This is a genomic window from Pseudomonas sp. MS15a(2019), assembly GCF_013277805.1.
Classification (GTDB): domain Bacteria; phylum Pseudomonadota; class Gammaproteobacteria; order Pseudomonadales; family Pseudomonadaceae; genus Chryseomonas; species Chryseomonas benzopyrenica.
In genome coordinates this window covers 132,630-152,578 of sequence record NZ_VBTN01000004.1, presented here as the reverse complement: position 1 = coordinate 152,578, position 19,949 = coordinate 132,630, and the positions used below count along the sequence as shown (strand labels likewise).

The following is a 19,949-nucleotide window of genomic DNA, read 5'->3' as shown; positions in this document are numbered from 1 at the left end:
CGGGCATGTTCCTCGACTTCTTCACCCGACTCAGGGCCGCCGGCATTCCGGTGTCCCTGGGCGAACTGCTGGATCTGCACGCCGCCCTGGATGCGGGCCTGGTAGTGGCCGATCCAGACGCCTTCTATCTGCTGGCCCGGGCCGTGCTGGTCAAGGACGAGCGCTTCTTCGACCGCTTCGATCAGGTCTATGCCGGCGAGCTGGCCAGGTCCGAACGTCTGGCGGAGACCAAGGCGATTCCCGCGGACTGGTTGCGGCTGGAGTTCCAGCGCTTGCTGTCGGACGAGGACCGCCAGCGACTCCAGGCCCTGGGCGGCCTCGACGAACTGCTCGAAACCCTGCGGCAGCGCCTCGCCGAGCAGCGCGAGCGGCACGCCGGTGGCAACAAATGGGTCGGCACGGGTGGCACTAGTCCCTTCGGCAGCGGTGGCTACAATCCCTTCGGTGTGCGCGTCGGCGAGGCCGGTACCCGCCAGGGGCGGGCGGCCAAGGTCTGGGAGCAGCGTGACTACCGCAATCTGGACGATCGCGCGCCCCTGGATCGGCGCAATCTGCAATTGGCCCTGCGGCGGCTGCGGCGCTTCGCTCGCCAGGGTGCGGCGGCGGAGTTCGATCTGGATGAGACCGTTGCCGCCACGGCGCGGGAGGGCGGGTTGCTGGACGTGCGCTATCGCCCTGAACGACACAACGCCACCAAGGTGCTCCTGCTGCTCGATGTCGGCGGTTCCATGGATCTGCATGTGCGCCTGTGCAGCGAGTTGTTCAGCGCCTGTCGCCTGGAGTTTCGCCACCTGGAGTACTACTACTTCCACAATTGCGTCTATGAACGCGTCTGGCGTGACAATGCCCGGCGCCATGAGGAAGGGCTGAATACCGCCGAACTGCTGCGCCGCTATGGAGCGGATTACCGCCTGGTGATCGTCGGCGACGCCAGCATGGGGCCCTATGAGATCACCCATCCCGGCGGCAGCGTCGAGCACTGGAACGAAGAGCCCGGCGCGCTCTGGATCCAGCGGCTGTGCCAGCATTTCCCCCGGGCGGTCTGGCTCAATCCCTATCCGCAGGACGGCTGGGCCAGCAGCACCTCGATCCAGTTGCTGCGCGAACTCATGGCCCAGCGGATGTTTCCCTTGACCGGCGAGGGGCTGGGCGATGCCATCCGATCCTTGACCCGCCCATGAAAAAACCCAGCCGAAGCCGGGTTTTTTCATCGCTCGCGCTTAGCGCTGACCGTAGCGGCGCAGGGCCTCGATGCGGTCTTCCAGCGGCGGGTGGCTCATCAGCAGACCGGCCAGACCGTTCTTCAGCGAGCCGTTGATGCCGAAGGCGTTCAGGGTGTCGGGCATCTGCACCGGGATACCTTGCTCGGCACGCAGGCGCTGCAGGGCGCCGATCATGGCGTTGGGGCCAGCCAGGCGGGCACCGGCTTCGTCGGCGCGGAATTCGCGTTTGCGCGAGAACCACATGACGATGATGCTGGCCAGGATACCCAGGACCAGTTCGGCAATGATGGTGGTCACGAAATAGGCGATGCCGTGGCCTTCCTCATTCTTGAAGATGGCCTTGTCGACGAAGTTGCCGAAGATCCGCGCGAAGAACATCACGAAGGTGTTCACCACGCCCTGGATCAGCGCCAGGGTCACCATGTCGCCGTTGGCGACGTGACCGATCTCGTGGGCCAGCACCGCGCGCACCTCGTCGGGCGAGAAGCGCTCCAGCAAGCCCTGGCTCACCGCGACGAGGGCGTCGTTACGGTTCCAGCCGGTGGCGAAGGCGTTGGCTTCGTAGGCCGGGAAGATACCGACCTCGGGGGTCTTGATGCCGGCTTCGCGGGCCAATTCCTCGACGGTCTGCAGCAGCCACTGCTCATGGCGGGTACGCGGTTGGCTGATGACCTCGGTACGGGTGCTCATCTTCGCCATCCACTTGGAGATGAACAGCGAGATCAGCGAGCCGGCAAAGCCGAACACGGCACAGAACACCAGCAGACTGCCATAGTTCTGACCGGTGTAGCGATCCACGCCAAGCACCTTCAAGGTGATGCTGGCAACGATCAGCACCGCCAGGTTGGTAGCCAGAAACAACAGAATGCGCATCATGGTGGGGTATAGCTCCTCACAGGTTTATCTGCCGGCTATATAAGGTTCGGCCCCGATCCATTCAATGTTTCCACTATTGCAAACTGTGTCGTCTGGGGGCTGGCGAAACTGCTGGCGGCTGTCGCGCGAGTGCCTGCGCCGGTTGACGCCGCGAGGCGCGTCAACCGATGAAAGACCCGGAAATGCTTTGCCGCTACTGGGCGTAGCTACCAAGGAAGTTGCCGATGCGGCCGATGGCCTGTTCCAGATCATCGACGCGGGGCAGGGTGACGACCCGGAAGTGGTCGGGCCAGGGCCAGTTGAAGGCGGTGCCCTGGACCACCAGCAGCTTTTCCGAGAGCAGCAGGTCGAGAACGAATTTCTCGTCGTTGTGGATGGGGCAGACCTTGGGATCGATCCGCGGGAAGGCATAGAGCGCGCCCATCGGCTTCACGCAGCTGACGCCGGGAATGTCATTGAGCAGTTCCCAGGTGCGATTACGCTGCTCCAGCAGGCGTCCGTGCGGCAGCACCAGGTCATTGATGCTCTGGTAGCCGCCGAGAGCGGTCTGGATCGCGTGCTGGGCCGGCACGTTGGCGCACAGGCGCATGTTGGCCAGGATGTCGAGGCCTTCGATATAGCTGTGGGCGCGGTGCTTGGGGCCCGAGACGATCAGCCAGCCCGAACGGAAACCGGCGACGCGATAGGACTTGGACAGGCCGTTGAAGGTCAGGCACAGGACGTCCGGCGCCAGGGAGGCGGTGGAGATGTGCTGGGCTTCGTCGTAGAGGATCTTGTCGTAGATCTCGTCGGAGAACAGCACCAGGTTGTGCCGCCGCGCCAGTTCGACGATGCCTTCCAGCACCTCCTTGGAATAGACCGCGCCGGTGGGATTGTTCGGGTTGATCAGCACCAGCGCCTTGGTATTGCTGGTGATCTTGGCTTCCATGTCGGCCAGGTCGGGGAACCAGCCGGCCTGCTCGTCGCACAGATAGTGCACCGGCTTGCCGCCGGCCAGGCTGACCGCGGCGGTCCACAGTGGATAGTCGGGAGCCGGGATCAGCACCTCGTCGTTGTTGTTGAGCAAGGCCTGCATGGCCATGACGATCAGCTCGGAGACGCCGTTGCCCAGGTAGATGTCCTCGATGCCGACACCCTCGATGCGCTTCTGCTGGCAGTACTGCATCACCGCCTTGCGCGCGCTGAACAGGCCCTTGGAGTCGCTGTAGCCCTGGGCGGTCGGCAGATTGCGGATGACGTCCTGCAGGATCTCCTCGGGCGCCTCGAAGCCGAAGGGCGCCGGATTGCCGATGTTGAGCTTCAGGATGCGATGTCCTTCCTCTTCGAGGCGCTTGGCATGCTTGAGGACCGGGCCGCGGATGTCGTAGCAGACATTGGCGAGCTTGTTCGACTTGGAGACCTGCATGGGGAAATGAATCCTGGAAAAGGGGCGAGTAAGACTCGGCGGGGACGGACGCCGACCGGCGCTTGGCAGCATCCGCGGGTGGATGCCAGACTGAGCGGGAATCATACGGCTGCATCGCCTGTTACAAAAGATGCGCCGGCATCCAGAGAGGTCATCATGGAAAAAGTACAGCGTAGCCCGGAAGACTGGCGTGAGCGCCTGACCGACGATCAGTTTCGCGTCTGTCGCCTGGCCGCCACCGAAAGACCCTATACCGGTGCCTACTGCAACACCAAGACGCTTGGCGTCTATCATTGCGCCTGCTGCGAGATGGCACTGTTCGACTCCAGCACCAAGTTCGACTCCGGCTGCGGCTGGCCCAGCTATTACGCGCCCATCAATGCCGAGGCGGTGCGGGAAAAGGAAGATTTCAGCCACGGCATGCAGCGCGTAGAGGTGCTCTGCGCCCGCTGCGATGCCCACCTGGGGCATGTCTTCCCCGACGGTCCACCGCCGACCGGTCTGCGCTATTGCATCAACTCGGTGGCGCTACAGTTGCAACCCAGGGCCTCCGCGTGATCAGGGACCTCTTCAGCGTGCCGTTCGAGACCGCCGATGGCCTGCGGGCCTGTCTGGCCGATTGGCCGGCGCGGGCCTACTTGGTGGTCAATACCGCCAGTCGTTGCGGCTTCACCCGTCAGTACGACGGCCTCGAAGCGCTGCAGCAGCGTTATCTGGCCGAGGGACTGCGGGTGATCGTCTTTCCCTGCAATCAGTTCGGTGGTCAGGAGCCAGGTAGCAATGCCGAGATCCAGACCTTTTGCCTGACCCGCTTCAATGTCAGCTTTCCGGTGATGGCCAAGCTCGACGTCAATGGCGACGGCGCCCATCCGCTGTTCGTGGCGCTCAAGCAGGCGGCGCCGGGCTTGTTGGGAGGCGCCATCCGCTGGAACTTCACCAAGTTCCTCGTCACGCCGGCCCAGGGGCGCGTCCAGCGCTTCGCGCCCATCACCCGTCCTTCCCAGCTGGAAAAGCATGTCCGCCAGGCGCTGGCGTCCTAGCGTGGTAGCCCTCTGGACTTTGTCTGGAGGGCAAAAGTCATACGATAATGCGCGGCTTGTAAGGCGGCTGGTCCGCTGTTCTTTTTTTCGTCGTCAAGGATCATCCCTGTGAATGCCTCCCTAGAAGACTTTCTGCTCCACGCACGGCAGGTGCTGGAGCGCCTCGAACCCCTGTTGCCCCATCGTCGCGAGCCGCTGGACTGGCAGCACTGCTATGCGGCGCGCTGGCGCCGGGAAGGCCATGGCGGCTATCTGCAGCCGCTCGACGTCAATCTGGAATTGCGCCTGGCCGACCTGCTGGGTATCGATCGGCAGCGTGACCAGCTCGCCCGTAACACCCGCCAGTTCGTGGCCGGGCTGCCGGCCAACCACAGTCTGCTGTGGGGCGCGCGTGGCACCGGCAAGTCGTCGCTGATCCGGGCGCTGCTGGCGGAATATGCCGGGCAGGGCCTGCGCCTGATCGAAATCGAGCGCGACGACCTGGCCGATCTGCCCCGCGCCGTGGAACAGCTCGCCGGCCAGCCCCAGCGTTTCGTGGTGTTCTGCGATGACCTGTCCTTCGATTCCGGCAGCGACGATTACCGGGTGCTCAAGAGCGTGCTGGATGGCTCCCTGGAGCAGGCGCCGGATAACGTGGTCCTCTACGCCACCTCCAACCGCCGTCATCTGGTGGCGGAGCGGCAGAGCGACAACGCCAACTGGGAGCACGTCGACGGTGAGCTGCACCCCAGCGAAGCGGCCGAGGACAAGATCGCCCTGTCGGATCGTTTCGGACTGTGGCTTTCCTTCTACCCCTTCACCCAGGATCACTATCTCGCCGTGGTGCGCCATTGGTGCACGACCCTGGCCGGCAAGTCCGGCCTGCAGCTGGAGTGGTCCGAAGAAGCGGATCGCGAGGCCATCCGCTGGGCGTCTGGTCGCGGCAACCGCAATGGCCGCTGTGCCTATCAATTCGCCCGCCAATGGGTCGGGCTCAAACTGTTGGAGAACGCATGACCGTAGAACTGACGGGCGTAGGGGCAGGACTCGAGGGCTACGCCATGCTGGCCGCCCAGGTGGAAGCCCTGCTGGCCGGTGAGCGCAACCTGGTGGCCAATGCCGCCCAGTTGTCGGCCTTCATCTATCAGGAAGTGCCGGACCTGAACTGGGCCGGCTTCTATTTCGTCGAGGGTGAAGACCAGCTGCTGCTCGGCCCCTTCCAGGGCAAGGTGGCCTGCATGCGCATTCCCTTCAGCAAGGGCGTGTGCGGCGCGGCCGCCCGGGAGCGCCGCACCCAGCGTGTCGAGGATGTCCACGCCTTTCCCGGGCATATCGCCTGTGACGCGGCCTCGCGCAGCGAACTGGTGGTGCCGCTGGTGCAGGACGGTCGGCTGATCGGCGTGCTGGATCTGGACAGCCCTCATCCGGCGCGCTTCAGCGCGGCGGATCAGGCGGGTATCGAAGCCATGGTAGAGGCCTTTCTGGCCGCGACCGATTGCTGATCGGCGGGGAGGGCAGGGAAGCCCTCACTCGTAGTCGTTCTTCTTACGCCAGCTGTCGTCCTTGAGCGTATCCACGCTGTCCGACAGCTCGTTGGCGCTGCTGCTGGCCTGCTCGACCAGTTCGCTCTGCTGGCGTTTCACCTGGGCAATCTGCTCTTCCAGATAGGCCAGCAACTCGGTATAGCGCTCGGGTTGCTGTTGCTTGCGGATCTGCATGATCGCCCGTTCGTACGATTGGCGTGCCTGGATATAGTGTTCGCTCTTGATCTGCTGTTCGGCCTGGTAGCGAAAGAACTCCACATAGGTGACCGTGAGCAGGTAGCGCATCTCGCCCACCCAGCGCTGGGCTTCCTGGCCGTCCAAAATGCCGATCTGATTGGCATGGGCGACGAGTGCGTGCAGCATCTCCATATAGCCACGAACTTCCTTGACCCGCGCCTCGGTATGCACTGGCCTGGCGGCATTGGTGAGTTCGATGTTATCGCCCTTGGCCAGGGCTTCTTCCAGTTCGGTCTTGCGTGCGGTAAGGCCAGCGGAAGGGGCTTGCAGGGCGGCAAGGCGGGCGATCAGGCCGAGTTCGATACGGTGGAACAGCTGCTTGAGCGCCGGGGTCATCAGCTGGCCGGGCAGACTGCTGCCCAGCTGGGCGCAGCGCTTGATGCGGTCGGTGAGGTCGGCGACCAGGCGCTGCTTTTCCAGGCGGCCCGCTTCGAGCTTCTGGTTGACGAAGGCGATCATGATCAACAAGAGGATGCCAAGTCCCACTACCGCTGCAATCATCGTTGAGGACATGACCTTCTCCATGGTGCTTGCCCGCCGTTTGTCGTACGAGCGAAGTCGTTGATTTGAAAAGTATTTAATCAGCTATTGACGCCCAGGGTAAGGCTCCCTAGAATGCGCGCACTCCCAACGGCGGCAAGCGTCAGCCGAGTGGTAGGCCAGAGTCCTCAGGGATTCTACCTGGTCCCCTTCGTCTAGTGGCCTAGGACACCGCCCTTTCACGGCGGTAACAGGGGTTCGAGTCCCCTAGGGGACGCCAAAAATTGCGGGAATAGCTCAGTTGGTAGAGCACGACCTTGCCAAGGTCGGGGTCGCGAGTTCGAGTCTCGTTTCCCGCTCCAAATACAGTCCGGTTGCCTTTGGGCGGGCGGATGCAGGGTGAAAGGCCTTGCGGAAAGAGGTTTCGTCCCCTTCGTCTAGTGGCCTAGGACACCGCCCTTTCACGGCGGTAACAGGGGTTCGAGTCCCCTAGGGGACGCCATATTGCGGGAATAGCTCAGTTGGTAGAGCACGACCTTGCCAAGGTCGGGGTCGCGAGTTCGAGTCTCGTTTCCCGCTCCAAACATAATCCAGCCGTTTCATTACAGTTGGATGCGAGGTGAAAGACCTTGCGGAAAAAGGTTTCGTCCCCTTCGTCTAGTGGCCTAGGACACCGCCCTTTCACGGCGGTAACAGGGGTTCGAGTCCCCTAGGGGACGCCACATTGCGGGAATAGCTCAGTTGGTAGAGCACGACCTTGCCAAGGTCGGGGTCGCGAGTTCGAGTCTCGTTTCCCGCTCCAAATAAACAAAGACACCGCCTAAGGGCGGTGTTTTTGTGTGCGCGGCTTTTATGTCGGTCAGAGGCCCGGCACCAAGCCGGGCGCGAGCGTCCTATTGAGGCGTATAGATCTGGTCGAAGACGCCGCCATCGGCGAAGTGGGTCTTCTGGATGCCACTCCAGGGACCGAATTCCTTTTGCGCATCGATCAGTTCGAGCTTGGGAAAGCGGTCGGCGTACTGCGCCAGGACCTGGGCGTTGCGCGGGCGCAGGAAGTTGTCCGCGGCGATCTTCTGGCCTTCTTCGGACCAGAGATACCTGAGGTAGTCCTCGGCCTCGGCGCGAGTACCTTTCTTGTCGACGACACTGTCGACCACGCTCACCGGCGGCTCGGCCTGCACCGAGATGCTCGGGTAGACCACCTCGAAGCCGCCCCGGCCGAATTCCCGGGCGATCATCTCGGCTTCGTTCTCGAAGGTCACCAGGACATCGCCCTGCTGATTCTTCATGAAGGTGGTGGTGGCGGCGCGACCGCCGGTATCCAGGATGGGCACGTGCTTGAACAGCTCGGCGACGAAGCCGCGGGCCTTCTGCTCGTCACCACCCGGTTGGCGCAGGGCGTAGGTCCAGGCGGAGAGGTAGGTGTAGCGACCGTTCCCGGAGGTCTTGGGATTGGGCACTATCACCTGGACGCCGTCCTTGAGCAGATCGGACCAGTCATGGATGCCCTTGGGATTGCCCTGGCGCACGATGAGCACTGTGGCCGAGGTGAAGGGCGCGCTGCGATCGGGCAGGCGGGTTTCCCAGTCCTTGGGCACCAGGCCGCGATCGGCCAGGGCCTGGATGTCGGTGGCCTGGTTCATGGTGATGACATCGGCCTGCAGGCCGTCGATGACCGCGCGCGCCTGCTTGCTGGAGCCGCCATGGGACATCTGGATCACCGGGGTGTCGCCGTGCTCGGCTTTCCAGTGTGCCTGGAAGGCCGGGTTGTAGTCCTTGTAGAAGTCACGCATGACGTCGTAGGAGACGTTGAGCAGCGGCGGGGCGGCGAGGGCCTGGGCGCTGGCCGCCAGGGCGGCGGCGAGCAGGGTGAAGCGAAGGATCTTCATGGGGGCATCCTGCGAGTGGGGGGTGCAGGACTATAGCCTGTCGTCCCGGCGGCGTGCAGAACGGCTGGAAATAAGCTCATGCTCAGCGACGGCAGTCGTGGCCGCCAATGGTAGACTTTCGCCCTTTCGCCTGCGGTTGGGCACGGCGCGGTGAACAAGGGCTCCTGATATGCGGTTGAGGTCGATCAAGCTGGCGGGATTCAAATCCTTCGTCGATCCGACGACGGTGAATTTCCCGAGCAACATGGCAGCGGTGGTCGGTCCCAATGGTTGCGGCAAGTCGAATATCATCGACGCCGTACGCTGGGTGATGGGCGAGAGCTCGGCCAAGAATCTGCGTGGCGAGTCGATGACGGACGTCATCTTCAATGGCTCCAACAGTCGCAAGCCGGTATCCCAGGCCTCCATCGAGCTGATCTTCGACAACTCCGACCACACCCTGGTGGGCGAATACGCGAGCTACGCGGAGATCTCCATCCGCCGCCGGGTGACCCGCGAAGGCCAGAACACCTATTTCCTCAACGGCACCAAGTGCCGCCGGCGCGACATCACCGATATCTTCCTCGGCACCGGCCTGGGGCCGCGCAGCTATTCGATCATCGAGCAGGGGATGATCTCCAAGTTGATCGAGGCGCGCCCGGAGGATCTGCGGCACTACATCGAGGAGGCCGCGGGCATCTCCAAGTACAAGGAGCGGCGGCGCGAGACCGAGAATCGCATTCGCCGCACCCAGGAGAATCTCGCCCGCCTCACCGACCTGCGCGAGGAGCTGGAGCGGCAGCTGGAGCGGCTGCATCGCCAGGCGCAGTCGGCCGAGCGCTTCCAGGCCTTCAAGCAGGAGGAGCGGCAACTCAAAGCGCAGTTGCAGGCGGTGCGCTGGCGCGAGCTGGATGGCCGCGTCGAGCAGCGCGAAAAGGTGATCCGCGACCAGGAGACGGCCCTCGAAGCCCTGACCGCCGAACAGCGCCAGGCGGACGCCGGCATCGAAAGACTGCGCGATGGCCATCATGAATTGAGCGAAGCCTTCAACCTGGTGCAGGGGCGCTTCTATTCCCTGGGGGGTGACATCGCCCGCCTGGAGCAGACCATCCAGCATGGCCAGCAGCGCCAGCGTCAGTTGCAGGACGATCTGCGCGAAGCCGAACAGGCCCGCAGCGAAGCCGAGTCCCACCTGGAGCACGACCGGGTGCTGCTCGCCACCTTTGAGGAAGAGCTGGCGATGCTCGAGCCCGAGGAAGAGGCGGCACGTGAGTTGGGCGAGGAGGGCGGTGCCGCGCTGGAAGAGGCGGAGTTGGCCCTGGCGGACTGGCAGCAACGCTGGGAAGCGCTCAGTGCCGCGAGTGTCGAGCCGCAACGGGAGGCCGATGTGCAGCAGGCGCGCATCCGCTCGCTGGAGCAGAGCCTGGAGCGCGGCATGGACCGGCAGCGCCGGCTGCGTGATGAACGCACTCTGCTGGGCGAGGACGGGCCTTCCGAGCGTCTGGTCATGCTGGAAGAGCAGATCGCCGAGGACGAGTTGCTGCTGGAGGGCCTGGCCGAGCAGGAGTTGCAGGTCGCGGATGGGCTGCAACGGTTGCGCGAAGAATTGCTGGCGCTGGCGGGGGAACAGAGTCAGCGCCAGGGCGAATTGCAGCGGCTCGAAGGCCGCATCGCCTCGCTGGAGGCCCTGCAGCAGGCGGCCCTGGCCCCCGATACCGGCGCGGCCCAGTGGCTCGAGGCCGAGGGTCTCACTCAGGCGCCACAGCTGGCGGACGATGTCCAGGTCACCCCCGGTTGGGAGCTGGCAGTGGAGACCGTCCTCGGCAGCGATCTGCAGGCGGTCTGCCTGGATGACCTGGCGCCTCTGCGTCTCGCTACCTTCGCCAGCGGTGCCTTGAATCTGGCGCTGCCCGGCTCGCTGCCGGTCGCCGCCGGCAGCCTGCTGGAGCAGGTGCAGGCACCGCGCGACCTGTCGCCCTGGCTGGGTCAGGTGCTGATCGCGAACAGTTACGACGAAGCCCTGGCGCGGCGGCCGGCCCTGGCCCCAGGGCAGAGTCTGATCACGCCGGAAGGCTACTGGGTCTCCCGGCATTTCCTGCGTGTGCGGCGGGCCCAGGCCGCCGAGGGCAGTGTCCTGGCGCGCGGCCGCGAACTGGAGGAGCTGCAGGCGCGACGCCTGGAGTTGAGCGAGGCGCTCGCCCTCCAGGAAGAACGGCTGGAGGATCGTCGCGCGGCCCAGCAGCGGCTGGAAGGCGAGCGTGAAGAGGCGCGGCGGCGCCAGCAGCAGGAGCAGCAGCGGCTGGCCGAATCCCGTGCCCAGCTCTCTGCCCAGCAGGCACGGGCCGAGCAGCTGAGCATCCGTCGGCAGCAACTGGAGGCAGATCTCCAGGACGTCGAGCAACAATTGGCGCGTGAGCAGGAGGAGTTGGGCGAATGCCGGTTGCGCCTGCAGGACGCCCTCGACGCCATGGCCGTGGATACCGAGCAGCGCGCGCTATTGCAGGAACAGCGCGATCGTCATCGGCAGGCAGTGGAGGCGGCGCGCCAGCGCCAGCGCCAGGCTCAGGAACAACTGCATCAGCTCACGGTGCGCCTGACCACCCTAAGAGCCCAGCGCCAGTCGACGCTCCAGGCGCTGGAGCGGCTGGAATTGCAGACCACACGCCTCGGCGAGCGCTGCGAGCAGCTCCATCTCAACCTGGAGGAGGGCGGCGAGCCCCTCGACGAATTGCGGCTGCGCCTGGAGGAGTTGCTGGAGCGGCGCCTGCAAGTGGACGAGGAAATGCGCACGGCGCGGCTGGCGCTGGAAGATGCCGATCGGGAGTTGCGCGATTTCGAGCGGCGGCGGCTGCAGGCGGAACAGCAGGCGACGCTGCTGCGCGGCCAGTTGGAGCAGCATCGCCTGGAATGGCAGGGGTTGGCGACGCGGCGCAGTGGCTTCGCCGAGCAGCTGACGGCCGATGGCTACGACCTACCGACGGTGATCGCGACCCTGCCCGCCGAGGCCAGCGAGGCCGCCTGGGAAGAGCAGCTGGAAGCGGTCGCGGCGCGGATCGCGCGCCTCGGACCGATCAACCTGGCGGCCATCGACGAATATCAGCAGCAGGCCGAGCGCAAGACCTATCTGGATGCCCAGAACGCCGATCTGGTGGAGGCGCTGGAGACGCTGGAAAGCGTCATCCGCAAGATCGATCGGGAAACCCGCAATCGCTTCAAGGACACCTTCGACCAGATCAATCACGGCCTGCAGGCCTTGTTCCCAAAAGTTTTCGGTGGCGGCAGTGCCTACCTGGAACTTACCGGGGAAGATTTACTCGATACCGGGGTTGCGATCATGGCGCGTCCGCCGGGCAAGAAGAACAGCACCATCCATTTGTTGTCGGGCGGTGAAAAGGCGCTGACGGCTCTGGCTCTGGTATTTGCCATCTTCCAGTTGAATCCGGCGCCGTTCTGCATGCTCGATGAAGTGGACGCACCCCTGGATGACGCCAACGTCGGCCGTTATGCCCGCTTGGTCAAGAGCATGTCGGAGAAGGTGCAGTTCATTTACATCACGCACAACAAGATCGCCATGGAGATGGCCGATCAGTTGCTGGGTGTGACCATGCATGAACCGGGCTGTTCGCGGCTGGTGGCGGTGGATGTGGAAGAGGCCGTGGCCATGGTCGATGCCTAATGCCCCACAGCCTCGCGGCTTGGCGGTGTAAAGTTGGCAACAGTCGTGCTAGCTTATGGCCGCGCTAGCGGTAAGTGGAAAAAGCTAAGAAGAACACTGACTTGGCGTAGGTTTCGGAGGTTTTGGAAAGACCTCGCAAGCGTCGACTTTCCAAAGTTTCCCGACGGGTGTCGGTCCATTATTTTCACAGGGGTATGTCTTTTTCATGGATATGGGTCTGCGCGAGTGGCTGATCATCATCGGCGTCATCGTCATCGCCGGTATTCTGTTCGATGGTTGGCGTCGCATGAGCGGCAAGGGCAAGCTCAAGTTCAAACTTGACCAGTCGCTGAACAACCATCCGGAAAACGAGGACGAGGATCCGGAAATCGTCGGTCCGACGCGGGTGGTAGAACCCAAGGAGCCTTCCCTGGACGATCCGGGCGAGCCGACGCCACCGCGCTCCACGCAGCGCAAGCGTCGTGAAGAACGCCGTGAAGAACCCAGTGCCGACAGCTTCGATCTGTCCAGCGATGAAAGCCTTGCAGGCCTGGCCGCCGATTCCGATGAAGTCGTGACCCGTGGTCGCGACAAGCCGCGCAAGGAAAAGCCGCTGAGCAGCAAGGCGCCCGAGCGTGAGTCGGTCAGCGAACCCGTCAGCAGCAGTGGCAACAGTCAGGCAGCCATGGCGCCGGTGGACGAGGTGCTAGTGATCAATGTCATCTCCCGTGACGAGAAGGGCTTCTCCGGTCCGGCACTGCTGCAGAACATCCTCGAAAGCGGGCTGAGATTTGGCGACATGGACATCTTCCATCGCCACGAGAGCATGTCGGGCAATGGCGAGGTACTGTTTTCCATGGCCAACGCCGTGCGTCCGGGCACCTTCGATCTGGATGCCATCGACGACTTCCACACTCCGGCGGTGAGCTTCTTCCTGGGTCTGCCCGGTCCGCGCCATCCCAAGCAGGCCTTCGATCTGATGGTCGCTGCGGCGCGCAAGCTGTCGTCCGAACTCAATGGCGAGTTGAAGGACGAGCAGCGCAGCGTCATGACCGCCCAGACCATCGAACACTACCGCCAGCGTATCGTCGACTTCGAACGCAAGAGCCTGATGCTCAAGCGTTGATCGCGCCGGAGCGAACCAAGAGCAGCCTCGGCTGCTCTTTTTGTTTGTAATCTTTGTAGCGGCGCCGCTGGTGGCGCCAGGGCCACCCCTAGGGTGGCGACAGTGAGAGACCACCATGACCGACGCCCAAGATGCCGTCACCCGCATCGCCGCCCTGCGTAGCGAGATCGACGCCCACAACTACCGCTACTACGTACTGGACGAACCGAGCGTGCCCGATGCCGAATACGATCGGCTGTTCGGCGAACTCAAGACGCTGGAGGCCGAGCATCCCGAGCTGGTGACGCCCGATTCGCCCACCCAGAGGGTCAGCGGCGCGGCCCTGGCCGCCTTTGGCACCATCCGCCACGAGGTGCCCATGCTCAGCCTGGGCAACGCCTTCGCCGATGAGAATCTGCAGGACTTCGACCGCAGCGTCGGCAAGCGCCTGCGCGAGGAATTCGGCGAGACCGACTTCGCCGGGCCGGACTCGGGCGTCGAGTACACCTGCGAGCCCAAGCTCGATGGCCTGGCGGTCAGCCTGCTGTACGAGGCGGGAATCTTGACCCGCGGCGCCACCCGCGGCGACGGCACCACCGGGGAAGACATCACCGCCAATGTGCGCACCATCCGCAACGTTCCGCTACGCCTGCAAGGCGAGGGCTGGCCGGCGGTACTGGAGGTGCGCGGCGAGGTGTTCATGTCCCGCGCCGGCTTCGAGGCGCTCAATGCCCGGGCCATGGAAAGCGGCGGCAAGACCTTCGCCAATCCGCGCAACGCTGCCGCTGGCAGCCTGCGCCAGCTGGATTCGCGCATCACCGCCCAACGTCCGCTGGAGTTCTGCTGCTACGGTTTCGGGCGGGTCGAGGGTGGGGCTCTGCCGGACACCCAGTACGACATCCTGCAGCGGCTGCGTGAATGGGGAATCCCCATCAGCCGCGAGTTGCGCAAGGTGCAGGGCGCGTCAGGCTGCCGCGCCTACTACGAGGACATCGGCCAGCGGCGCGATGCGCTGGCCTACGAGATCGACGGCGTGGTCTACAAGGTCAACCGGCTCGACTGGCAGGGCGAGCTGGGTTTTCGCGCGCGCGAGCCGCGCTGGGCGCTGGCGCATAAGTTTCCCGCTCGCGAAGAGCTGACCGAACTGCTCAATGTCGAATTCCAGGTGGGGCGCACCGGGGCCATTACCCCGGTCGCCCGGCTCAAGCCGGTGCAGGTGGCCGGCGTCACCGTGACCAACGCTACCTTGCACAACATGGACGAGATCGCGCGGCTGGGCGTGATGATCGGTGACAGCGTGATCGTGCGCCGCGCCGGGGACGTCATCCCGCAGATCATGCAGGTGGTACCGGAGCGGCGGCCAGCGGATGCCCGGCCGGTGGAGATCCCCACCCATTGCCCCGTGTGTGGTTCGGCGGTGGAGCGCACCCAACTGATCAAGCGCGGCAAGGGCAAGGAGTCGGTCAGCGAAGGTGCGGTCTATCGCTGCGTTGGCCGGCTGGCCTGCCAGGCCCAGCTCAAACAGGCGATCATTCATTTCGCCTCGCGGCGGGCCATGGACATCGACGGCCTGGGCGATCGCATCGTCGAGCAACTGGTAGACCGGGAGCTGGCGAAGTCGCCGGCCGATCTCTACACCCTGACCTACGAGCAGGTCGTCGAGCTGGAAGGCTTCGCCGAGGTGTCCAGTCGCAACCTGCTGGCGGCCATCGAAGCTAGTCGCAAACCGGCGCTGGCCCGCTTCATCTTCGCCCTGGGAATTCCCGAGGTGGGCGAGGAGACCGCCAAGCGCCTGGCGCGCGCCCTGGGCAGCCTGCAGCGTATCCGCGAGGCCCTGCCCGAGGTGCTGGTCTACCTGCCGGACATCGGGCCGGAGGTGGCCTTCGAGATCCATAACTTCTTCCAGTCCGCGCACAACCGTGACGTGCTGGAGGCGCTGCTGGCCAACGGCATCGAGCTGGCCGACGAGGGCGAGGTGCACGCCGAATTCTCCGGCTACGCCGCCTTCGCCGATTTCCTCGACCAGTTGCACATTCCCTATCTGGGCAAGACCGGGGCCAAGACCCTGGCCGCGGCCTTTCCCAGCCTGGCGGCCCTGATCGAAGGCTCGCAGGACTGGCTGACCTTCAAGACCCTGTCCGGCCTCAACGAGCGAGCCAAGCAGGGGCTGCGCGAGTACTTCGCCGAGGCGGACCACGTCGCCCAGGCGCTGGCCATCGAGGCGCAGCTCAAGGCCTTCGGCATGCATTGGGAAAGTACCCGGCAGGCGGTGCAGGGTTTGCCGTTCGCCGGCCAGACCTGGGTGCTTACCGGAACCTTGGAGGCCATGAGTCGCGACGAGGCCAAGGAGCGCCTGGAAGCCCTGGGCGCCAAGGTGTCGGGGTCGGTGTCGGCCAAGACCGCCGTGGTGGTCGCAGGGCCAGGGGCGGGTTCCAAGCTGACCAAGGCGAACGAACTAGGGGTCAAGGTGCTGGACGAGGATGCCTTCCTGCAGATCCTCGAGGCGCAAGGCGTCCGCTAGCGCCAGGGATCAGGCCCGCAAGGGTCTGATCTTCACTGTTTCTGCCAATAACTGCAGGCGTTGTTGGTTATAACGAAGCGGTAATAAAGGCGTACCCATATTTGTCGCTTCGTTTAAAAACTGCTTTAAGGCAGTGCCAAGGCAATAACTGAAAAAATAAGGCTTCGTTTGGTTTAAGCGAAGCCTTATATATCGGCCAGAATAATTTCCAGGTTCAAGCGGAACGCGTGGCGGGTTCGCTCGCACGTTGTTCTTTTTCGAGAACTTCTTCTACGGCGATAGCCGCCTTGGTCGTCTGGCGATAGCCATGGGGATTGAGCGACTGCCAGCGCCAGGCATCTTCCAGCATGGTGGCAAGGCTGCGTTCGGCGCGCCAGCCGAGCTCCTGCCAGGCCTTTTCCGGATCGGCCCAGCACTGGGCCACGTCGCCCGCGCGTCGCGGGGCGAAGTGACAGGGGATGTCGCGGCCCAGTTGCTGTTCCAGGGTCGCCACCACCTCCTTGACCGAATGTCCGCGTCCGGTGCCCAGATTCCAGGTCGAAACCCCGGGGCGCTCGGCCAGGGCGTTGAGCGCCGCCAGATGACCGCGGGCCAGGTCCTGGACATGGATGTAGTCGCGCACGCCGGTGCCGTCCGGCGTCGGGTAGTTGTCGCCGTAGACATCCAGCCAGGGCCGGCGACCATTGGCCACCTGCAGCAGATAGGGCACCAGGTTGTTGGGCGTGCCCTGGGGGTCTTCGCCGATCAGTCCGGAGGGATGGGCGCCGATGGGATTGAAGTAGCGCAGCACGGCGATGGACCAGCGCGGATCGGCCCCGGCCAGCCCCCGCAGCACCTGCTCGGCCATGAGTTTCGACTGGCCATAGGGGTTGGTCGGTTCGGTGGTCGGGCAGCTTTCGCTGATGGGTGGAATGCAGTGACCGTAGACGGTGGCGGAAGAGCTGAAGACCAGCTGGTGCACCCCGGCGGTGGCCATGGCCTGGCAGAGCACCAGGGTGCCGCCGACGTTGTTGTCGAAATAGCGCAGGGGGTGCTGCACGCTCTCGCCGACCGCCTTGAGTCCGGCGAAATGCAGGACCCCGGTGATCGGCAGCTCCTGAAACAGCCGATCCAGGAGGGCGCGATCCCGGACGTCCCCGCGCACGAAGACAGGCGCCCGCCCGGCGAGCGTGGTAAGGCGCTGCACGGCCTCCACCCGGCTGTTGACCAGGTTGTCCAGTATCACCACCTCGTGACCCGCACGGAGCAGCTCCAGCGTCGTATGAGAACCTATGTAGCCTGCGCCGCCCGTGATCATCAACATGCAACCGTCCTCACCAAACCTGTAGCCATTAATTCGGAATAACTGTTTCGTGCAGACTCGAGTGCAACTAACGCTTCGCTTCAATTATTTTCGAGCGAAGCGTTAGTTATGCCAATTCATCGAGCAGACGTTGTTCTGAAGTTGAATGAGGATATTGGTTCTAGCGAAGCGGAAGTTCATCGATAAAGTTATGAACCCTTGCCAATTGGATAAGTCGATAACGTTGCTCGATATCGCGCAGTCAGACTGCCGATACCTTCGGGACGGTCTCTGGACGTTTTGCAAGTTGCCAAGGCGCCGGCCGAGGCGCGGCTGTTTTGCCGCCTTCGGCCAGGCGTTCGATCTCACAGGAGCACACCATGAGTTGGGCCGGCCCCCATACCGAAACGATCGGCAAGACCAAACAGCCCGCGCGCGTTGCGGAGCGCCCCCTGGATCCCGCCAGGCCTCTGCTGCTATGCCTGGCCCATCTGCGCTGGAGCTTCGTCTACCAGCGTCCGCAGCACGAGATGGTGCGCTTCGCCGAGCACTACAACGTGCTCTATTGCGAAGAGCCGCTGGATGCCACGGATGGCCGGTCGCACCTCGAGGTGCGGGTGGAGGAGAACGGCGTGCGGGTACTGGTGCCTCATCTGCCTCGCTGCCTGTCCGCGGAAGCCCGGGCCTGCGCCCAGCAGGAACTGCTGCAGACCTATCTGCAGGAGTTGCGGCAACCGGTGGCGGTGGCCTGGTATTTCACGCCCATGGCGCTGGACTATGCCGGCGAGATCCCGGCGCAGACCCTGGTCTACGACTGCATGGACGAACTCTCGGCCTTTCGCGGCGCGCCCCCGGCCCTGCTGCAGCGGGAGCAGGAATTGCTGCAGCGCGCCGACCTGGTTTTTACCGGGGGCTACAGCCTCTACGAGGCCAAGCGTGACCGCCATCCGCGGGTCTTTCCCTTTCCCAGCAGCGTGGACGTGGCGCACTTCGGTCAGGCTCGCGCGGCCCTGCCGGAGCCTGCAGACCAGGCCGGTCTGGCGCGGCCGCGGCTGGGCTTCTATGGCGTGATCGACGAGCGCCTGGATCTCGACCTGCTGGCCGCGGTGGCGCGGCTGCGTCCCCAGTGGCAGTGGGTGATCCTGGGCCCGGTGGTCAAGATCGATCCGGCCAGCCTGCCGCAGCTGCCCAATCTGCATTACCTGGGCGGCAAGACCTATGACGAGTTGCCGGCCTACCTGGCGGGCTGGGACGTGGCCCTGATGCCCTTTGCCCTCAACGAGGCGACACGTTTCATCAGCCCCACCAAGACGCCCGAATACCTGGCCGGCGGCTGCCCGGTGGTGTCGACGCCCATCACCGATGTGGTGCGCACCTATGGCGACAGCGGCGTGGTCTGGATCGCCGAAGGCGCCGAGGCCTTTGTCGCCGCCTGCGAGGCGGCCCTGGCCAGTCAAGACCAGCGCGAAGCCTTTCTGGCGCGCGCCGATGCCCTGCTGACCGGGATGTCCTGGGACAGCACCTGTAACCTGATGCGGGAGAAGATCCAATGGCGGTAACGGCGCTGGAGCGTTTCGATTACCTGATCGTGGGGGCTGGCTTCGCCGGCAGCGTGCTGGCGGAGCGGCTGGCCGCAGGACTGGGCAAGCGCGTGCTGGTGGTGGATCGGCGCCCGCACATCGGCGGCAATGCCTACGATCACTATGACGATGCCGGGGTGCTGGTGCACCGCTATGGTCCGCACATCTTCCACACCAATTCCCAGCGCATCGTCGACTACCTGTCGCGCTTCACCGAGTGGCGGCCCTACGAGCACCGGGTCCTGGCCGACGTCGAGGGTCAGCAGGTGCCCATCCCGATCAACCTGACCACGCTCAATCGCCTCTATGGCCTGGAGCTGGACGAGCAGGGCGCCGAAGCCTTTCTCGCCGCCCGCGCCGAGCCGGTCGAGGACATCCGCACCTCCGAGGACGTGGTGATCAACCAGGTCGGGCGCGAACTCTACGAGACCTTCTTTCGCGGCTATACCCGCAAGCAGTGGGGCCTGGATCCGTCGCAACTGGACCGCTCGGTGACGGCGCGGGTACCGACCCGAACCACCACCGACGATCGCTACTTCGGCGACACCTTCCAGCAGATGCCCCTGCACGGCTTCACCCGCATGTTCGAACGGATGCTGGATCATCCCAACATCAAGGTGATGGTGAACACCGACTACCGTGAGATCCGTGAACTGATCCCTCATGAGCATCTGGTCTACAGCGGACCGATCGACGAATTCTTCGATTATCGCTTCGGTCGCCTGCCGTATCGTTCCCTGACCTTCAAGCACGAGACGCGCGATACGCCGCGCTTCCAGCCGGTGGCGGTGGTCAACTATCCCAGCGAAGCGGTGCCCTACACCCGCATCACCGAGTACAAGCACCTCACCGGCCAGACGCACGAGCGCACCAGCCTGACCTACGAATATCCCAGTGCGGAAGGCGAGCCCTATTATCCGATTCCACGCCCGGAAAACGCCGAGCTCTTCCGGCGCTACCAACACCTGGCCGAGGCGACACCCAATGTCGTCTTCATCGGCCGCCTGGGGACCTATCGCTACTACAACATGGACCAGGTCGTGGGTCAGGCGCTGGCCGCCTACAAGCGCATCGAGGAAGCGGAACTGGGGCCGGCGGCGGGGGAGAGCGCCGAACATCACGAAAGCCTGGCACGGCAGGCACCATGAAAGACG

Annotated in this window: 15 protein-coding genes and 6 tRNA genes; 16 read left to right on the top strand and 5 right to left on the bottom strand. The window is 64.2% G+C overall.

Going from position 1 to position 19,949, the window contains the following annotated elements:
- Positions 1-5: 5 nt before the first annotated feature.
- Positions 6-1,181, top strand: coding sequence for a VWA domain-containing protein (locus FEZ61_RS08430; RefSeq protein WP_173148234.1), 1,176 nt, complete (start codon positions 6-8; stop codon positions 1,179-1,181).
- Between the two features lie 39 nt (positions 1,182-1,220).
- Here FEZ61_RS08430 and htpX read toward each other — a convergent pair whose 3' ends face one another.
- Both htpX and FEZ61_RS08420 read right to left on the bottom strand, forming a co-directional pair.
- Positions 1,221-2,099 carry a protease HtpX gene (gene htpX / locus FEZ61_RS08425; RefSeq protein ID WP_017642582.1) on the bottom strand — a complete coding sequence of 293 codons (879 nt, stop codon included), beginning with the start codon at positions 2,097-2,099 and terminating at the stop codon, positions 1,221-1,223.
- Between the two features lie 193 nt (positions 2,100-2,292).
- Positions 2,293-3,504 (bottom strand): pyridoxal phosphate-dependent aminotransferase, encoded by a 1,212-nt coding sequence (locus FEZ61_RS08420; RefSeq protein WP_173148232.1) that lies wholly within the window; start codon positions 3,502-3,504, stop codon positions 2,293-2,295.
- A gap of 156 nt (positions 3,505-3,660) precedes the next feature.
- Here FEZ61_RS08420 and msrB point away from each other — a divergent pair, with 156 nt between their 5' ends.
- The 4 genes from msrB (at position 3,661) to FEZ61_RS08400 (ending at position 6,025) form a co-directional block, all read left to right on the top strand.
- Positions 3,661-4,062 (top strand): peptide-methionine (R)-S-oxide reductase MsrB, encoded by a 402-nt coding sequence (msrB, locus tag FEZ61_RS08415; RefSeq protein WP_173148230.1) that lies wholly within the window; start codon positions 3,661-3,663, stop codon positions 4,060-4,062.
- Entirely contained in the window at positions 4,059-4,544 is a 486-nt protein-coding gene (locus tag FEZ61_RS08410) for a glutathione peroxidase (RefSeq protein ID WP_017642579.1), read from the top strand. The genes msrB and FEZ61_RS08410 overlap by 4 nt, the downstream gene beginning before the upstream one ends.
- Positions 4,545-4,652: 108 nt before the next feature.
- Positions 4,653-5,540, top strand: coding sequence for an ATP-binding protein (locus FEZ61_RS08405; protein WP_017642578.1), 888 nt, complete (start codon positions 4,653-4,655; stop codon positions 5,538-5,540).
- Complete coding sequence (locus FEZ61_RS08400; RefSeq protein ID WP_017642577.1) at positions 5,537-6,025, top strand: GAF domain-containing protein; 489 nt, start codon at positions 5,537-5,539, stop codon at positions 6,023-6,025. Before FEZ61_RS08405 ends, FEZ61_RS08400 begins: the two co-directional genes overlap by 4 nt.
- Before the next feature lie 24 nt (positions 6,026-6,049).
- Here the strand turns inward: FEZ61_RS08400 and FEZ61_RS08395 are convergent, their stop codons facing one another.
- Positions 6,050-6,817 carry a hypothetical protein gene (locus tag FEZ61_RS08395; RefSeq protein ID WP_242455120.1) on the bottom strand — a complete coding sequence of 256 codons (768 nt, stop codon included), beginning with the start codon at positions 6,815-6,817 and terminating at the stop codon, positions 6,050-6,052.
- Between the two features lie 171 nt (positions 6,818-6,988).
- Between FEZ61_RS08395 and FEZ61_RS08390 the strand changes: the two genes are divergently transcribed.
- The 6 genes from FEZ61_RS08390 to FEZ61_RS08365 all read left to right on the top strand — a co-directional run bounded on the left by FEZ61_RS08390 (position 6,989) and on the right by FEZ61_RS08365 (position 7,586).
- Positions 6,989-7,064: transfer RNA gene (locus tag FEZ61_RS08390), tRNA-Glu, on the top strand.
- Between the two features lie 6 nt (positions 7,065-7,070).
- Positions 7,071-7,146 (top strand) — tRNA-Gly (locus FEZ61_RS08385).
- Between the two features lie 64 nt (positions 7,147-7,210).
- Positions 7,211-7,286: transfer RNA gene (locus FEZ61_RS08380), tRNA-Glu, on the top strand.
- A 4-nt stretch (positions 7,287-7,290) separates the two neighbouring features.
- Positions 7,291-7,366 (top strand) — tRNA-Gly (locus FEZ61_RS08375).
- A gap of 64 nt (positions 7,367-7,430) precedes the next feature.
- A tRNA-Glu gene (locus FEZ61_RS08370) sits at positions 7,431-7,506 on the top strand.
- A 4-nt stretch (positions 7,507-7,510) separates the two neighbouring features.
- Positions 7,511-7,586: transfer RNA gene (locus FEZ61_RS08365), tRNA-Gly, on the top strand.
- Positions 7,587-7,677: 91 nt separating this feature from the next.
- Here the strand turns inward: FEZ61_RS08365 and FEZ61_RS08360 are convergent.
- Positions 7,678-8,673, bottom strand: a complete 996-nt coding sequence (locus FEZ61_RS08360) for a sulfate ABC transporter substrate-binding protein (RefSeq protein ID WP_017639604.1) — start codon at positions 8,671-8,673, stop codon at positions 7,678-7,680.
- 169 nt (positions 8,674-8,842) lie between these two features.
- On the opposite strand from FEZ61_RS08360, the gene smc reads away from it, so the two are divergent.
- The 3 genes from smc (at position 8,843) to ligA (ending at position 15,933) form a co-directional block, all read left to right on the top strand.
- Positions 8,843-12,328, top strand: coding sequence for a chromosome segregation protein SMC (gene smc, locus FEZ61_RS08355; protein WP_173148228.1), 3,486 nt, complete (start codon positions 8,843-8,845; stop codon positions 12,326-12,328).
- A gap of 205 nt (positions 12,329-12,533) precedes the next feature.
- Complete coding sequence (gene zipA / locus FEZ61_RS08350) at positions 12,534-13,433, top strand: cell division protein ZipA (RefSeq protein WP_173148226.1); 900 nt, start codon at positions 12,534-12,536, stop codon at positions 13,431-13,433.
- A 115-nt stretch (positions 13,434-13,548) separates the two neighbouring features.
- Positions 13,549-15,933, top strand: a complete 2,385-nt coding sequence (gene ligA / locus FEZ61_RS08345) for an NAD-dependent DNA ligase LigA (RefSeq protein ID WP_173148224.1) — start codon at positions 13,549-13,551, stop codon at positions 15,931-15,933.
- A gap of 214 nt (positions 15,934-16,147) precedes the next feature.
- On the opposite strand, the gene galE is transcribed toward ligA, so the two are convergent.
- Complete coding sequence (galE, locus tag FEZ61_RS08340; RefSeq protein ID WP_173148222.1) at positions 16,148-17,236, bottom strand: UDP-glucose 4-epimerase GalE; 1,089 nt, start codon at positions 17,234-17,236, stop codon at positions 16,148-16,150.
- Between the two features lie 359 nt (positions 17,237-17,595).
- On the opposite strand from galE, the gene FEZ61_RS08335 reads away from it, so the two are divergent.
- Both FEZ61_RS08335 and glf read left to right on the top strand, forming a co-directional pair.
- The gene (locus tag FEZ61_RS08335; protein WP_173148221.1) at positions 17,596-18,774 is read left to right on the top strand and encodes a glycosyltransferase family 1 protein; all 1,179 of its coding nucleotides are present in this window, start codon (positions 17,596-17,598) and stop codon (positions 18,772-18,774) included.
- Positions 18,765-19,943, top strand: a complete 1,179-nt coding sequence (gene glf, locus FEZ61_RS08330) for a UDP-galactopyranose mutase (RefSeq protein WP_173148219.1) — start codon at positions 18,765-18,767, stop codon at positions 19,941-19,943. Before FEZ61_RS08335 ends, glf begins: the two co-directional genes overlap by 10 nt.
- Positions 19,944-19,949 lie beyond the last annotated feature (6 nt).

What these genes read in the sequence shown, in the direction of transcription:
- glf (WP_173148219.1), top strand. Translation starts at nt 18,765, where the DNA reads ATGGCGGTAACGGCGCTGGAGCGTTTCGATTACCTGATCGTGGGGGCT.
- FEZ61_RS08335 (WP_173148221.1), top strand. Translation starts at nt 17,596, where the DNA reads ATGAGTTGGGCCGGCCCCCATACCGAAACGATCGGCAAGACCAAACAG.
- smc (WP_173148228.1), top strand. Translation starts at nt 8,843, where the DNA reads ATGCGGTTGAGGTCGATCAAGCTGGCGGGATTCAAATCCTTCGTCGAT.
- FEZ61_RS08430 (WP_173148234.1), top strand. Translation starts at nt 6, where the DNA reads ATGTTCCTCGACTTCTTCACCCGACTCAGGGCCGCCGGCATTCCGGTG.
- galE (WP_173148222.1), bottom strand. Translation starts at nt 17,236, where the DNA reads ATGTTGATGATCACGGGCGGCGCAGGCTACATAGGTTCTCATACGACG.
- ligA (WP_173148224.1), top strand. Translation starts at nt 13,549, where the DNA reads ATGACCGACGCCCAAGATGCCGTCACCCGCATCGCCGCCCTGCGTAGC.
- zipA (WP_173148226.1), top strand. Translation starts at nt 12,534, where the DNA reads ATGGATATGGGTCTGCGCGAGTGGCTGATCATCATCGGCGTCATCGTC.
- FEZ61_RS08400 (WP_017642577.1), top strand. Translation starts at nt 5,537, where the DNA reads ATGACCGTAGAACTGACGGGCGTAGGGGCAGGACTCGAGGGCTACGCC.
- msrB (WP_173148230.1), top strand. Translation starts at nt 3,661, where the DNA reads ATGGAAAAAGTACAGCGTAGCCCGGAAGACTGGCGTGAGCGCCTGACC.
- htpX (WP_017642582.1), bottom strand. Translation starts at nt 2,099, where the DNA reads ATGATGCGCATTCTGTTGTTTCTGGCTACCAACCTGGCGGTGCTGATC.
- FEZ61_RS08420 (WP_173148232.1), bottom strand. Translation starts at nt 3,504, where the DNA reads ATGCAGGTCTCCAAGTCGAACAAGCTCGCCAATGTCTGCTACGACATC.
- FEZ61_RS08360 (WP_017639604.1), bottom strand. Translation starts at nt 8,673, where the DNA reads ATGAAGATCCTTCGCTTCACCCTGCTCGCCGCCGCCCTGGCGGCCAGC.
- FEZ61_RS08395 (WP_242455120.1), bottom strand. Translation starts at nt 6,817, where the DNA reads ATGTCCTCAACGATGATTGCAGCGGTAGTGGGACTTGGCATCCTCTTG.